This is a genomic window from Serratia sp. NFX21 (genome assembly GCF_048517035.1).
Classification (GTDB): Bacteria; Pseudomonadota; Gammaproteobacteria; order Enterobacterales; family Enterobacteriaceae; genus Serratia; species Serratia quinivorans.
Genome location: NZ_CP183196.1, coordinates 4,634,848 through 4,648,390, shown reverse-complemented (window position 1 = coordinate 4,648,390; position 13,543 = coordinate 4,634,848). Strand labels below are relative to the sequence as shown.

Here is a 13,543-nt window from a genome sequence, read left to right as displayed (position 1 = left end):
CGGCGCCTGCGTGGGGGTTTCATGCAGCAGTTGTTACAGCTTGTTGAGCAGCACAAGGCCGGAAAACCGGTTGGGGTATTTTCCGTTTGTTCCGCTCACCCCTGGGTGCTGAAAGCGGCCCTGCGACAGGCCAAAGCGCGTGGTACACCAGTGCTGGTTGAGGCCACCTCGAATCAGGTCAATCAGTTTGGTGGTTACACCGGCCAGACGGCGCAGCAGTTCCGCGATGCGCTGTGGCAGCTGGCGGATGAAGTGGGGTTGGCGCGTGATCGTCTGTGGCTGGGGGGCGATCATCTCGGTCCCAATGCCTGGCAGGACCGGCCGGCGGAAGAGGCGATGCAACTGGCGGAAACGCTGATCGACGATTATGTGCGCGCCGGCTTTCGCAAAATTCACCTCGATTGCTCCATGTCCTGCGTTGGCGATCCTTTCCCGCTCAATGATGAAACCGTGGCCGTTCGTGCCGCCCGGTTATGTAGCGTCGCGGAACGCGCCTGGCAGCAAAGCGGCGGCGAGCCACCGGTGTATGTCATAGGTACCGAAGTGCCGGTGCCGGGCGGCGCGCAGGAGGCGCTGGAAGGCATGCAGGTCACCACGCCACAGGCGGTACAGCAAACGCTTGAGGTACATCGCCTGGCCTGGCAACGGGCAGAGCTGGTCGATGCCTGGAGGCGAACCATTGCGCTGGTGGTGCAACCGGGCGTGGAGTTTGATCATCACAGCGTAGAACACTACCAACCTCAGCGGGCCCATGAGCTGAGTCGTTTTATCGAACGGCAGCCGGGTATGGTCTACGAGGCGCATTCAACGGACTACCAACCCCCGCAGGCCTATCGGCAACTGGTGGGCGATCATTTCGCCATCCTGAAAGTCGGCCCGGCGCTGACTTTTGCCCTGCGTGAGGCGCTGTTCGCCCTGGATCATATTGAACGTGAATGGCTGGGCGAGCATCAGTCGGCGCAGCTGTGCGCCACGCTGGAACAGGTGATGCGCGAGCAGCCGCAACAGTGGAGCCGTTACTACCACGGCAACCCGCATCAACAGTATCTGGATCGCCACTACAGCCTGAGCGACCGGGTGCGTTACTACTGGCCGCAGCCGCAGGTTCAGCAGGCGGTAGAAGGTCTGATCGACAACCTGCGCTGCAATCCGGTACCGCTGGCGTTGTTAAGCCAGTATCTGCCCGAGCAGGCCCGCGCGATGAATGCCGGCGAATTGAGCGGCGATCCGCAGGACTGGGTGATGCACAAGGTGACGCAGGTGCTCGATGATTATCACGCCGCCTGCTACCCGGAGGTGCACTGAAATGCCGAATATCCTGATGACCCGCATTGATAACCGACTGGTACATGGCCAGGTCGGCGTTACCTGGACCAACACCCTGGGGGCCAATCTGGTGGTGGTGGCCAACGATGAAGCGGCGGTCGATCCGGTGCAGCAGAACCTGATGGACATGGTGGTGGCGGAGGGGGTGCAGACGCGTTACTTCACGCTGCAGAAAACCATCGACGTGATCCACAAGGCGGCGGATCGCCAGAAGATCTTTTTAGTGTGCAAAACGCCGCAGGATGTTTTGCGGCTGGTACAGGGCGGAGTACCGATCCGTTTCGTCAACGTCGGCAACATGCATTTCGCCGAGGGCAAGCGGCAGGTACATAAAACGGTCTCGCTGGATGAGGGTGACGTGGCCGCCTTTCGCGAACTGGCGGCGCTGGGCGTCGAGTGTGAGGTGCGTCGGGTGCCGGATGAAGCGGGTGAGCCTGTCGGCAAACTGCTGTTTTGAGTTTGGGGGAAATCATGTTGACTGATGCGTTATTGATTGCACTGCTGGCCGGGCTGGCGGGGGTCGACCTGTTCGACGGCCTGACCCACTTCCACCGTCCGGTGGTTCTGGGGCCGCTGGTCGGCCTGATCCTCGGGGATGTCTACACCGGCCTGCTGGTCGGCGGCACGCTGGAGCTGGTGTGGATGGGCATGGTGCCGCTGGCGGGGGCTCAGCCGCCGAACGTGGTGATCGGCGGGGTGATTGGCACGGCGTTCGCCATTCTTACCAAAGCCGATCCCAAGGTGGCGATTGGCGTTGCGGTGCCGTTTTCGATTGCGGTGCAGGGCTGTATCACGCTGCTGTTCACCCTGTTTTCACCGATGATGCATCGCTGCGATCGCATGGTGAAAGAACTGAACTGGCGCGGTATTGAACGGGTGAACTATCTCGGTATCACCATCCTGTTCGCGTTCTATTTTGTGGTGGCGTTTCTGCCGATTTATTTCGGCGCCGACGCGGCCAGCGCCATGGTGCAAAAGGCCCCGGTCTGGCTGTTGGACGGCCTGGCGGTGGCGGGTGGCATGATGCCGGCGATTGGTTTCTCACTGCTGATGAAAGTGATGATGAAAAAAACCTATGTGGCCTATTTCATCCTCGGTTTTATTTCCGTCACCTTCCTGAAACTGCCGATCCTGGCCGTGGCGCTGGGCGCGCTGGCGATCGCCCTGATCGACTTCTTTAACAGTCAACGGGCCGCTGCCGACCCGCTCAAACAACCTGTACCCCAGGAGGATGCTGAAGATGGCATTTAATGATTCTGACGATCTGCTGGCGCAAAAAGCGGAAAAACGTATGGCGCAGGCGCTGGCCACCAGTCAGGTGGAGCATGACGACTACGTCGATAGCCAGCCCGCCGAGGCTCTGACCCGCGGCGATATCAACCGGATGGCCTGGCGCTCGTTGCTGTTGCAGGCGTCGTTCAACTATGAGCGTATGCAGGCCGGTGGCTGGCTGTATCAGTTGATCCCGGCATTGCGCAAGATCCACCGCAATCCGCAGGATCTGTCCAACTCGATGAAAATGCACATGGAGTTTATCAATGTGCATCCGTTTGACGTCACCTTCCTTTCCGGGTTGGTGCTGGCGATGGAGCAAAACAAAGAGAAGATCTCCACCATCCGTGCGGTAAAAGTGGCGCTGATGGGGCCGCTGGGCGGTATTGGTGATGCGCTGTTCTGGCTGACGCTGCTGCCGATCTGCGCCGGGATTGGTGCCTCGCTGGCGCTGGAGGGCAGCCTGTTTGGGCCGATCGTCTTCCTGCTGCTGTTTAACGTCTTTCACTTCGGGCTGCGCTTCGGGCTGGCTCACTACGGTTATCAGGCCGGAACCAGCGCGCTGGCGTTGCTAAAAACCCATACCCGACGAATATCCCACGCCGCCTCGATTGTCGGCATGACGGTGATCGGTGCGCTGGTGGCTTCGTATGTTCATCTTTCTACCCCGCTGGTGATGCATGCCGGCAAAGCCAGCGTGGCGCTACAGACCGATGTGCTGGACAAGCTGATGCCCAACCTGCTGCCGCTGTGCTTTACGCTGCTGATTTTCTTCCTGATGAAGCGCGGCTTCTCACCGGTGAAACTGATTGGCGTGACGGTGGTGATTGGCGTGGTGGGCAAGTTTATCGGTTTATTGTGAGGAGCGGTTTATGCCAGGCATTGTGATTACCGGTCACGGCGGTTTCGCCAGTGGCCTGTTGCAGGCGGTTGAACAGGTGGTGGGGCCGCAGCCGTACTGCGTTGCGGTCAATTTTCCCGAGCAGATGAGTACCGCCGAGTTAAAAGCGGCGTTGAGCTCGGCGTTGGCCGAAGTGGCACAGCCGGACGGCGTGGTGTTTCTCACCGATATGCTCGGCGGTTCGCCGTTTCGCTGTGCCAGCGAACTGGCGGATACGCACGGGGATTGTGAGGTGCTGACCGGGGTGAATATGCAGTTGGCGGCGGAAATGATGCTGGAAAGGGACGGGCTGAGCCTGGACGAATTCCGCGAAGTGGCACTGGCGTGCGGCAAGCGCGGGTTGACCAGCCTGTGGCACGAAAGACGCCGGGTAAAATGTGAGGACGTACAGACCGACGGCATTTGAGGGAAGCCGGGTACCGCTCCAGTGAGCGGCACCCGGTTGATTAGCCGACGACCGGCAGCGGGCTAAGCGCCATGCGGGCCGGTTGATTCTCCTCCGGGCGGCTAAAGCGCCAGCAGCTCTGGTGGTATTTCGCCACGCTGTTGCGGTGCGCCACGCTGACCAACGTCACCTGCGGCAGTTCATCCACCAACAGGCAATACATCAACTGCTCGGTTTCATCGTCCAGCGCGCTGGTGGCCTCGTCGAGGAACAGAATATCCGGTCGGGTCAGAATCGCACGGGCGAATGCCATCCGCTGTTGCTCGCCTGGCGACAGGCGGTGGCTCCAGTTGGCGCTGGTGTCCAGCCAGCGTTGCAGATGCTTCAGACGGCAATTTTCCAGCACTCTCAGTAGTTGCTCATCACTGTATTCGGCCGCAAGATGCGGATAACTGAGCGCCTCGCGCAGCGTGCCGATGGGAATATAGCTGCGTTGTGGCAGGAATAAGGCGCTGCTGGCCGCGTCGCGGCCAATGGTGCCGGAACCGTAGGGCCAGATCCCGGCGATAGCACGCAGCAGCGTGGATTTACCGCAGCCCGAAGGGCCGACGACCAGCACTTTTTCACCGCGTTTCAGCGTCATCGACGTTGAGCCCAGCAAACTTTGACCGTCCGGCAGTTGCAGGCTGAGACGATCGAGGATCAGCGGTTGGTCGTTCTCCGCTTGCAGTTGAATGCCGCGTTGCTGATGGTGTACCTGATCCACGGCGGCGTTAAAACCGGCCAGACGGTTAACGCAGGCTTTCCAGGTCGCCAGATCGCTAAAGGCATCGATAAACCATGACAGCGCCCCCTGTACCTGGCCAAAGGCGGAGGCGATCTGCATCATGCCGCCCATCTGGATAGCGCCGGAGAAGTAGCGCGGTGCCGCCACCAACAGCGGGAAAACAATGGCAAACTGGCTGTAAAAATTAGAGGCGATGTTCAGCCGGCGGGTGATGCGCATGATTGACCACCAGTTGGTGCGGATGTTGTCAAAGCGGTCACCCAACTGTTGCGCTTCGCGCGGTTCGCCGTGATAAAGCGCGATGGCATCGTTGTTTTCCCGGATACGGATCAGCCCAAAACGGAAGTTTGCCTCATAGCGCTCCTGATTAAAGCCGAGCTGGACCAGCGGTTTGCCGACCCACCAAATCAACAGCGAACCCAGCACCGCGTACAGCAGGGCGAACCACACCATATAGCCGGGCAGGGTGACGGCATGCTGATGGATAACAAAGGTCATTGGCCCGCTGACGTGCCAGAGAATGGTGATAAAGGAAAACAGCGTCACCAGGCTGGAGAGCAGCCCGAGCGACAGCGACAGCGTGTACTGGGTCAGTACATTGAGATCTTCGGCAATACGCTGGTCCGGGTTATCGACGATCTGTTGCTGTTCGGTATGGTAATAGGCCTGATGCGCCAGCCATTTACCCATAAATTTTTCCGTCATCCAGCGCCGCCAGCGCATCTGCAGGCCCTGCGTCAGGTAAATTTTATATACCGCGAGCACGATAAAGATCAGCGCCAGATAGGTAAAACGCCACAGTTGCGCCTTGAATACCGGATAGTTTTTGTTTTGCAGCGCGTCGTAAAACACCTGGTTCCACTCATTGATCTGTACGCTGATGTACACCAGCCCGAGCGACAAAGCGACAATGGCGATCAGCATCGACCAGGCCCGCAGCTTTTCTTCCGAAACCCAGAAGGGTTTAATTAATTGCCAGACGGCGTGTTTGGGGGGTGGGGTTGCGTTCATGAGGTCTCGTTAATTCTGCATTTTTTTCAGCATGGGCCGCAGGCAAGTAACAAACAAACCGGGACTGTAAGCAGTTTTAACGCGGCTAACCTTTTGAAATATTGTGATTGAATCGTCAGAGGTGAAGCCGGGAGGGATGGCGGTTATACTGGCGCCGAAATTTGGCTTGTTTACTGCGGAAAGGATGAGTGATGAAGGCGTGGGTTCCCCTGCTGTTGGCCTATGGTGCGCTCACCAGCGGCCAGGCGACGGCACAGATTGATGAGCCGGATATTGATGCCGATTGTCACAAGGTGGCGAGCTATGCCGAGCTGGGGAAAAGTGCCTACCAGCGCGGTGATTACCCACGCGCAGCCGACGTTTTCCGCGATCAGGCCGCCTGGAGTGAGTTCTGCGGTCTCGACAATCAGGCGACCGCCACTGCTTACAACAATGTGGCGCTGGCGCTGATGCATGCCGGTGAACTGCTCAAGGCACGCGCCTATCTGGAATTGGCGCCGCAGGACAGTAAATCCCAACATAATTTGAAACTGCTGCAGCAGCGCCTGGCGAAGCAACCGCCGTCGAACGGACCGGGTGGCGCCTACTGGCAGTACGCCGGGCGCGGCGTGTGGAGCGAAGTGGAGGTCAAGCCACAGGACGGCCGCTGGCTGATCAATTATTCCGGCTATTATATGCCGCAAATGGGGTTGTATTACGGCCCGAATATGGGCGAATTCGCCGAGGTGTTGCCGATTGAACAGGACAAGGCGCTATACCGTCAGCGGGAGCCGGAGGACGCGATGGCCTGTGATGTGACGATGCAATTCAGCGCGGATGCGCTGGAAATGCACACCAAAGGCGACTGCGGTTTTGGTTTTAACGTGCGGGCGGAAGGGCGCTTCGTGCGGGTCGAATAATCAGCCCCGGACATTCAATATCCTGAATGTCCGGGCACTGTAACAGGCATTACGCCCAGGTAGTGGCACCGCTCAACAACTCTTTCCAGGCTTCAACATTCCCCAGATAGTTGCCCGCCGGGATCTGGCGCAGCTGGCCTTCACTGTCTTCAAGCGCAAAGGTCGGGAAGCCTTGTCCCTGAACTTTGGCAAGCATCGCCCGGCTTTGTGCGATGTGTTGCGCGGTCGGGGCACCGGCGTTAAAGCGCATCTCGGCGATGAACGGGGCAGAGGCCAGACCCAGCTCTTTCGCCAGGGCCTCCAGCACCGGCGTATCGGCGATGCGTCGACCTTCCTGATAATGCGCTTCCTGAATGCGATGCAGCATATCCAGCCCGCGTCCCGCCAGCGCTTGCGCCGCCAGTATCGCGGTAATCGGCGGCTCTGAGTCCATGATCGCCGTGGTATCACGCAGCAGGCCATTAAAATAGGCATCACCAAAGGTCTGTCCGGTTAACTCCGCAATACGTTTGTCGTGCGGGATAACATAATTACGCCATTCGTCCGTGATTTGGCGGCGGTTGTTGCCGGTCATCATGCCACCGGCATGCAGCGCGATGTTCAGCCCTGGAATGGTTTTGGCCGCCTTCACCAGCGGGGCTGCGCCATAGCACCAGCCACACAGCGGATCGAAAATGTAATGCAGAGTCGTGCCGGTCATATTTATTCCTCGTTATCCCCGCCCTCTTTCAAGGGCGGGTTGCAGTAACGCCGTAGTCTGTTTATTAAGGCGGGCTTATTGCGGCCACTTCATTTCGCCTTTCAGCACCTTGGCGCTCAGTTCCAGGCTGGATTCATCCTTCAGGTTCGGGTAATGCTTTTTCATTGCCGCCACCAGTGCAGCAGAATCTTTGGCTTTCGGCAGTTCAGCTTCCAGCGTGGTCAGGTAGTTCTGGGTAAAGGTCACGGATTTCAGCGTCTGGTCGGCACCCGGCAGGAAATGGCCAGGGACAACGACTTTCGGTTTCAATGCCTTGATGCCTTCCAGCGTTTGCTGCCAGTGCGCGCGGGATTCAACGCTCTGGTTATCGGCGACCCACGGATGGATGTTGTCGCCCGCGACCGGAACACCGCCCACTACCGCTTTCAGTGCCGGGATCCACACGTAGGTACGTTCTGGCGTTGGGCCGGTCAGGCCTTTCACTTCCACTTTCTGGCCGTCAACGGTGAAGCTGTCACCCTGCAACGCCTGTGGAACCACCACCGCTTTCGGTGCATTGTCTTTCAGGATCGGGCCCCAATAGGCGACTTTGCCGTCTTTGGTGGCGTTGATTTCTTCGATGGTGCCTGGGGACGCGATGATTTTCGCCTGTGGGAACGCGGCTTTAATCACGTCCAGACCAAAGTAGAAATCCGGATCTGAATGGCTGATGTAGACGGTGGTCAGCTTTTTGCCGGTGGCCTTGATCTTTTTCACCAGTTCTTCTGCGTCGTTGCGCTGGAACTGGGCGTCAATCAGCGCCACTTCGTGTTTACCGCTGATGATCTCAGAGGACACCGGGAACACGCTTTTCTCACCTGGGTTGTACACTTCCATGGTCAGAGTGTCGGCGGCGGTGGCGTAGGCGCTAAAGGTGGTGATGCCGGCGAAGGCCAGGGTCAGTAATGATTTGTTAAACATGGGCAGAGGTCCTTGGGTAGCGATTAAATGTTGTGTAGATGTTAGGTTGCATAAAGCGATAGAAAAACCGGATAATGAGCAATTATTAATTGCGTAAATCGGACGAATCATGGATCGCATCACCGCAGCTGAGGTTTTTATCACCATCGTTGACCGTGGCAGCATGATTGCGGCGGCAGAAACGCTGGAAATGTCGCGAGCCATGGTGACGCGTTATCTGGCCCAGATGGAGCAATGGGCCGGGGCACGTTTGCTGCACCGTACTACCCGTAAGCTTAGTCTGACTGACGCCGGTGAGCGTACATTAGAGCGTTGCCGACAGATGCTGGCGCTGGCGGGGGAAATAGACCTGGTCGAAGGGGAACAGAGTGATGAACTACGCGGCCTGCTACGGATCACCTGCTCGCAGTCGCTGGGTCAGACGGCGCTGGTGGGCGCGGTAGCACAATACCTTAAGCGTCATCCGCAGGTGGCTGTGGATCTGCAAATGAATAACCGCGCAGTGAATCTGGTCGAAGAGCGTATCGATTTGGCGCTGCGAATTACCAATGAGCTGGATCCCAATCTGATCGCCCGACCGCTCTCTTCCTGCGCCTCGGTGGTCTGCGCTGCACCGGCCTATCTGGCGGCACATGGCACGCCGCGTCATCCGCAGGATCTGGCGCTGCACAACTGCCTGACTTACTCCTACTTCGGTAAAAGCCTGTGGCATTTTGACCACCAGGGGGTGAAGTCGGCAGTCGCGGTCAGCGGTAATCTGAGCGCCAATGAATCGGTGGTATTGATGGCGGGTACGGTGCAGGGGGCCGGGGTTTCCATGCAACCTTATTATTCGGCGGCACCGCTGCTGGCCAGTGGCGAACTGATTGAGCTGATGCCGGATTATCGGCCCCAGTCGATGGGCATTTACGGCATTTATACTTCGCGTCGGCAGATGCCGGCGACTCTGAGGACCATGTTGGACTTTTTAGTGGAGTGGTTTGCCACCGATGCCGGCTGGCGAGCGACGTTGCGCTGATATTATTAACGCCGCAGTAACATTTTCACACATTTTTCATCATTAGCGCATTCAAGCGGTTAGCGAGTTTACCGGGGCATTTTGTGCGCTGTCGCGGCTCTGTCACTGGTTAACTGATGGTGCGACGTGTAGTTTTTGTAGCGTGAGAAGAGTGAATAAGACTTAATAATTATAGGGTTAAATAGATATCCCGGCTCTTTGAACATCCTCTCTGACCTTTCCACGGGCAGCCTGCCAGGCTGGCCGATAATTTTGTGTTTTTTTACCAGCCTCGCGCGCCTGACGCCGGGGCTTTGTTGATTGGGAGCGTTACGCATGCCTGTTTCTCTGCTCGCACTGGCATTAAGTGCATTTGCTATCGGCACCACCGAGTTCGTTATTATGGGGTTGCTGCCGGAGGTCGCGAGGGATCTGCAGGTCTCTATTCCTTCCGCCGGCTGGTTGATCAGCGGCTATGCCCTTGGCGTGGCTATCGGCGCACCGATCATGGCGCTGCTGACGGCGAAGCTGCCGCGCAAAAAGACTCTGCTGCTGCTGATGGTGATTTTCATTTTCGGCAATATTATGTGCGCGCTGAGTTACAGCTACGATTTCCTGATGCTGGCGCGCATTATCACCGCCCTGTGCCACGGAGCATTCTTCGGCATTGGCGCTGTAGTGGCGGCGAATCTGGTGGCACCCAACCGTCGGGCTTCCGCCGTGGCGTTGATGTTCACCGGTCTGACATTGGCCAACGTGCTGGGGGTGCCGCTCGGCACTGCACTGGGGCAAGCATTGGGCTGGCGCTCAACCTTCTGGGCGGTGACGGTGATCGGCGTATTATCCCTGTTGGCGCTGTATAGCAAGCTGCCGACGGTCAGGGATGAACAACCGACCGACCTGAAAAAAGAGCTGACGGCACTGCGCGGCGGCGGCATCTGGCTTTCGCTGCTGATGACCGTGGCCTTTGCCGCATCGATGTTCGCACTGTTTACCTATATTGCCCCGCTGCTGACCGAAGTGACCGGGGTTTCGTCACATGGCGTGAGTTGGACGCTGTTGTTGATGGGGGTTGGCCTGACGCTGGGCAATATCCTTGGCGGCCGTCTGGCAGACTGGCGTTTGCCGCTGACCCTGACCTGTACTTTCCTGGTCATCGCCTGTTTCGCGGCGCTGTTCAGTTGGACCAGTCACTCAATGGTGCCGGCGGAAATCACCCTGTTCCTGTGGGCCGCTGCGGCGTTTGCCGCGGTGCCGGCGCTGCAGATCAACGTGGTGACCTACGGTAAAAAGGCACCCAATCTGGTGTCTACGCTAAATATTGCTGCGTTTAACGTTGGCAATGCCATTGGTGCCTGGGTCGGTGGCGTGGTGATCGCGCAGGGGCTGGGCTTGACCAGCGTACCGCTGGCGGCCGCGGGGATCGCGCTGCTGGGGCTGCTGCTCTGCATGGTGACCTTCAGCCGTGCCAAGCGCCCGGTTAGCGTGTAATTACTGCCGCCAGGCGGGCGGGGAGTGTCTGCGCTTGCTGTTGCAAATGCTGAGTAAAGGCCGTGACCAGCGCCGACGATGGGCGGTGCAGCGGCCGGATCAGACTGACGGTAAAGGGGACGTCAACGCTGAATGTCCGCACGTGGACGCCGCTGCCGGCGTAATCGAGCGCCGTCAGCGGGTTAACGATCGACACTCCCACTCCCGCTTTAACCATGGCGCAGACCGATGCGGCGCTATGGGTTTCCATTACCAGACGGCGGTTGACTCCTTCCTCACTGAACAACGAATCCAGTAACTGGCGATAGCTGTCGGTGTTCGACAGGCTGATAAAGTTTTGTCCGGCAAAGTCCTGCGGCGTCAACACCGTTTTCGCCAGCAGGGGATGCCCGGCCGGTAGCACGCACACCTCGTTCAAGGTCATCAGCGTCATGCGCTCGGTCCCCGCCGGGGTCAGGGTATTTTCTGTGAGTCCCAAATCGTGACGCTGCGCCGACAGCCACTCCTCCAGCAGCGGTGATTCCTGCGGTATTACGCTGAAGCTCACTTCCGGATAGCGATCGATAAAAGGTTTGCACACCGCGGGTAGCAGTGATTGCGAGAACACCGGCAGGCAGGCAATCGACAGCTGTGCCTGCCGGAACTGGCGGATACTGGCGGCGGCGGCGGTGATACGATCCAGACCGTAGTAGGAGCGCTGCACCTCTTCCAATAGCCGCAGGCCTTGCACCGTTGGGGATAACCGCCCGCGAACCCGTTCGAACAATTGCAGCTGGATTAGCTTCTCAAAGCGCGCCAGCTCGCGGCTGACGGTGGGCTGCGAGGTTTGCAGCAGCGCGGCGGCTTCGGTCAGGTTGCCGGTGGTCATCACCGCATAGAAGATTTCAATCTGGCGTAGCGTTATCGCGTGCATCGGTAGCTCTTTTAATCAGCAAAGCCATATCATAAATGAATAGACTCTGGCTAAATAGATATTTTCCATCCAAGAAAGCGTGCGGCAATATTGGGGTATTAGAGTCACTAAATTTTATTCAGGGATACCACCATGCCACGTGCTCTCGACGACACCACTACCGCTCTTAATACCGCTAACCTGTTGGCCCTGCCTGAGCGCTTTGGTTGCCCGGTATGGGCTTATGACGCCGCTATCATTAGCGAGCGCATCAGCCAGCTGCGTCATTTCGATGTTATTCGTTTTGCCCAAAAGGCCTGCTCGAATATCCATATTCTGCGCCTGATGCGTGAGCAGGGCGTCAAGGTGGACTCGGTGTCGTTGGGGGAGATTGAGCGTGCATTGCAGGCCGGTTTTCAGCCGGGTGGTGAGCCAAGTGAGATTGTGTTTACCGCAGACGTGCTGGATCACGCGACCCTGGCGCGCGTCAGCGAATTGAAAATTCCGGTTAACGTCGGTTCGATCGACATGCTGGAACAACTGGGCCAGGTTTCTACCGGACATCCAGTGTGGCTGCGCATCAACCCAGGTTTTGGGCACGGCCACAGCCAGAAAACCAATACCGGCGGCGAAAACAGCAAGCACGGCATTTGGTATGCCGATTTACCGCAGGCGGTGGAGAAAATTCAGCAGTACGGCCTGAAATTGATCGGTGTGCATATGCATATCGGCTCGGGCGTGGATTACCAGCATCTGGAGCGGGTGTGTGATGCCATGGTGCAGCAGGTGATCGATCTCGGCCAGGATATCAGCGCCATCTCCGCCGGTGGCGGCCTGTCGATCCCTTATCAGTACGGTGAAGAGGCGATTGATACCGAGCACTATTTTGGCCTGTGGAACAGTGCCCGTGAGCGCATTGCCGCGCATCTGGGGCATCCGGTGAGCCTGGAGATTGAACCTGGGCGTTTCCTGATGGCGGAAGCCGGGGTGCTGGTGGCCGAGGTGCGCGCGGTGAAAGACATGGGCAGCCGCCACTTTGTGCTGGTGGACGCCGGTTTTAACGATTTGATGCGTCCGGCGATGTACGGCAGTTACCACCATATTTCTCTGCTGCCGGCCGATGGCCGCGATACTGCCAACCAGCCGCTGCGCGATACCGTGATTGCCGGGCCGCTGTGCGAGTCCGGTGATGTCTTTACCCAGCAGGCCGGTGGTGGCATTGAAACCCGCGAACTGCCGCCGGTGCAGGTCGGTGATTATTTGGTGTTCCATGACACCGGTGCTTACGGCGCGTCAATGTCATCGAACTACAACAGCCGTCCATTGCTGCCGGAAGTGCTGTTTGAAAACGGCGAAGCGCGATTGATTCGCCGCCGCCAGACCATTGAAGAGCTGATTGCGCTGGAACTGATCTGATGCTCTCGGGCGCAGTTTAATACTGCGCCCGTTTCACAGAGACATTCGCCGATGCTGACCGTTGGGGAGTTGGACTTCCAGCGACAGCGTACCGCCCATGGCTTCAATATAGCGTTTTAACGAAGAGAGTTTGATTTCGCTACCGCGTTTTTCCAAATTGGCCACAGAAGGTTGGCTGATGCCAAGCCGCTTCGCCAGTTCAACCTGGGACACCGCCAGTTCTTCCCGCAGCATAGCCAGCCGCAGTTCAAAAATTTCTTTGTCCGCTTTTTGCCGAGCCGCGTCAACCACGGCGGGATCGAGCTTATCGATCAGATTTGATAATGGTTTGGCCATTTGCGTTACCTCTGGGTTGCCAAATAAAAATCAGTTGTCGAATCGCTCGACGGCCGCACTCCAATATAGCCTTTGTGCTATATAGTGTAAAGGTTATTGTCATGACAATATGCGGGCTGGTGGCAGGGAAAGGAAATGGCGGTGGAGGAAATGCGGCGCGGCGCGCAATC

Annotated in this window: 14 protein-coding genes; 9 read left to right on the top strand and 5 right to left on the bottom strand. The window is 58.0% G+C overall.

The window, feature by feature from the left end:
• Positions 1-21 precede the first annotated feature (21 nt).
• From ACNT1W_RS21720 to agaF, 5 genes are read left to right on the top strand one after another with little or no spacing between them, the layout of a single operon-like run.
• A complete protein-coding gene (locus ACNT1W_RS21720) occupies positions 22-1,305 on the top strand; it encodes a D-tagatose-bisphosphate aldolase, class II, non-catalytic subunit (RefSeq protein WP_419246127.1) in 1,284 nt (427 codons plus the stop codon).
• A gap of 1 nt (position 1,306) precedes the next feature.
• Complete coding sequence (agaV, locus tag ACNT1W_RS21715; RefSeq protein WP_419246126.1) at positions 1,307-1,783, top strand: PTS N-acetylgalactosamine transporter subunit IIB; 477 nt, start codon at positions 1,307-1,309, stop codon at positions 1,781-1,783.
• A 14-nt stretch (positions 1,784-1,797) separates the two neighbouring features.
• On the top strand, positions 1,798-2,577 hold the full coding sequence (gene agaW / locus ACNT1W_RS21710; protein ID WP_012146549.1) for a PTS N-acetylgalactosamine transporter subunit IIC: 780 nt from the start codon (positions 1,798-1,800) through the stop codon (positions 2,575-2,577).
• The gene (locus ACNT1W_RS21705; protein ID WP_419246125.1) at positions 2,567-3,460 is read left to right on the top strand and encodes a PTS system mannose/fructose/sorbose family transporter subunit IID; all 894 of its coding nucleotides are present in this window, start codon (positions 2,567-2,569) and stop codon (positions 3,458-3,460) included. Before agaW ends, ACNT1W_RS21705 begins: the two co-directional genes overlap by 11 nt.
• A gap of 10 nt (positions 3,461-3,470) precedes the next feature.
• Positions 3,471-3,905 (top strand): PTS galactosamine/N-acetylgalactosamine transporter subunit IIA, encoded by a 435-nt coding sequence (agaF, locus tag ACNT1W_RS21700; RefSeq protein WP_012146547.1) that lies wholly within the window; start codon positions 3,471-3,473, stop codon positions 3,903-3,905.
• Positions 3,906-3,945: 40 nt separating this feature from the next.
• On the opposite strand, the gene ACNT1W_RS21695 is transcribed toward agaF, so the two are convergent.
• Entirely contained in the window at positions 3,946-5,682 is a 1,737-nt protein-coding gene (locus ACNT1W_RS21695) for an ABC transporter ATP-binding protein/permease (RefSeq protein WP_419246124.1), read from the bottom strand.
• 191 nt (positions 5,683-5,873) lie between these two features.
• Between ACNT1W_RS21695 and ACNT1W_RS21690 the strand changes: the two genes are divergently transcribed.
• On the top strand, positions 5,874-6,581 hold the full coding sequence (locus ACNT1W_RS21690) for a tetratricopeptide repeat protein (RefSeq protein ID WP_112363217.1): 708 nt from the start codon (positions 5,874-5,876) through the stop codon (positions 6,579-6,581).
• A 49-nt stretch (positions 6,582-6,630) separates the two neighbouring features.
• Here ACNT1W_RS21690 and ACNT1W_RS21685 read toward each other — a convergent pair whose 3' ends face one another.
• Positions 6,631-7,281: a DsbA family protein gene (locus ACNT1W_RS21685; protein WP_218217307.1), complete on the bottom strand. Its 651-nt coding sequence runs from the start codon at positions 7,279-7,281 to the stop codon at positions 6,631-6,633.
• Positions 7,282-7,356: 75 nt separating this feature from the next.
• Positions 7,357-8,241, bottom strand: coding sequence for an MBL fold metallo-hydrolase (locus tag ACNT1W_RS21680; protein ID WP_017893827.1), 885 nt, complete (start codon positions 8,239-8,241; stop codon positions 7,357-7,359).
• Positions 8,242-8,350: 109 nt separating this feature from the next.
• On the opposite strand from ACNT1W_RS21680, the gene ACNT1W_RS21675 reads away from it, so the two are divergent.
• On the top strand, positions 8,351-9,259 hold the full coding sequence (locus ACNT1W_RS21675) for a LysR family transcriptional regulator (protein WP_012146542.1): 909 nt from the start codon (positions 8,351-8,353) through the stop codon (positions 9,257-9,259).
• 315 nt (positions 9,260-9,574) lie between these two features.
• Positions 9,575-10,729, top strand: coding sequence for an MFS transporter (locus ACNT1W_RS21670; protein ID WP_419246123.1), 1,155 nt, complete (start codon positions 9,575-9,577; stop codon positions 10,727-10,729).
• On the opposite strand, the gene ACNT1W_RS21665 is transcribed toward ACNT1W_RS21670, so the two are convergent.
• The gene (locus tag ACNT1W_RS21665; protein ID WP_419246122.1) at positions 10,719-11,642 is read right to left on the bottom strand and encodes a LysR family transcriptional regulator; all 924 of its coding nucleotides are present in this window, start codon (positions 11,640-11,642) and stop codon (positions 10,719-10,721) included. The genes ACNT1W_RS21670 and ACNT1W_RS21665 overlap by 11 nt on opposite strands.
• A 132-nt stretch (positions 11,643-11,774) precedes the next feature.
• Between ACNT1W_RS21665 and lysA the strand changes: the two genes are divergently transcribed.
• Positions 11,775-13,037, top strand: coding sequence for a diaminopimelate decarboxylase (gene lysA, locus ACNT1W_RS21660; RefSeq protein WP_115183923.1), 1,263 nt, complete (start codon positions 11,775-11,777; stop codon positions 13,035-13,037).
• Between the two features lie 33 nt (positions 13,038-13,070).
• Here the strand turns inward: lysA and ACNT1W_RS21655 are convergent, their stop codons facing one another.
• Positions 13,071-13,373 (bottom strand): helix-turn-helix domain-containing protein, encoded by a 303-nt coding sequence (locus ACNT1W_RS21655; RefSeq protein ID WP_012146538.1) that lies wholly within the window; start codon positions 13,371-13,373, stop codon positions 13,071-13,073.
• Positions 13,374-13,543 lie beyond the last annotated feature (170 nt).

Excerpts from the sequence above, each read along its gene's own strand:
- ACNT1W_RS21690 (WP_112363217.1), top strand. The coding sequence starts at position 5,874 with ATGAAGGCGTGGGTTCCCCTGCTGTTGGCCTATGGTGCGCTCACCAGC.
- ACNT1W_RS21675 (WP_012146542.1), top strand. The coding sequence starts at position 8,351 with ATGGATCGCATCACCGCAGCTGAGGTTTTTATCACCATCGTTGACCGT.
- agaV (WP_419246126.1), top strand. The coding sequence starts at position 1,307 with ATGCCGAATATCCTGATGACCCGCATTGATAACCGACTGGTACATGGC.
- ACNT1W_RS21670 (WP_419246123.1), top strand. The coding sequence starts at position 9,575 with ATGCCTGTTTCTCTGCTCGCACTGGCATTAAGTGCATTTGCTATCGGC.
- ACNT1W_RS21695 (WP_419246124.1), bottom strand. The coding sequence starts at position 5,682 with ATGAACGCAACCCCACCCCCCAAACACGCCGTCTGGCAATTAATTAAA.
- ACNT1W_RS21720 (WP_419246127.1), top strand. The coding sequence starts at position 22 with ATGCAGCAGTTGTTACAGCTTGTTGAGCAGCACAAGGCCGGAAAACCG.
- ACNT1W_RS21680 (WP_017893827.1), bottom strand. The coding sequence starts at position 8,241 with ATGTTTAACAAATCATTACTGACCCTGGCCTTCGCCGGCATCACCACC.
- ACNT1W_RS21685 (WP_218217307.1), bottom strand. The coding sequence starts at position 7,281 with ATGACCGGCACGACTCTGCATTACATTTTCGATCCGCTGTGTGGCTGG.
- agaW (WP_012146549.1), top strand. The coding sequence starts at position 1,798 with ATGTTGACTGATGCGTTATTGATTGCACTGCTGGCCGGGCTGGCGGGG.
- agaF (WP_012146547.1), top strand. The coding sequence starts at position 3,471 with ATGCCAGGCATTGTGATTACCGGTCACGGCGGTTTCGCCAGTGGCCTG.
- lysA (WP_115183923.1), top strand. The coding sequence starts at position 11,775 with ATGCCACGTGCTCTCGACGACACCACTACCGCTCTTAATACCGCTAAC.
- ACNT1W_RS21705 (WP_419246125.1), top strand. The coding sequence starts at position 2,567 with ATGGCATTTAATGATTCTGACGATCTGCTGGCGCAAAAAGCGGAAAAA.
- ACNT1W_RS21665 (WP_419246122.1), bottom strand. The coding sequence starts at position 11,642 with ATGCACGCGATAACGCTACGCCAGATTGAAATCTTCTATGCGGTGATG.
- ACNT1W_RS21655 (WP_012146538.1), bottom strand. The coding sequence starts at position 13,373 with ATGGCCAAACCATTATCAAATCTGATCGATAAGCTCGATCCCGCCGTG.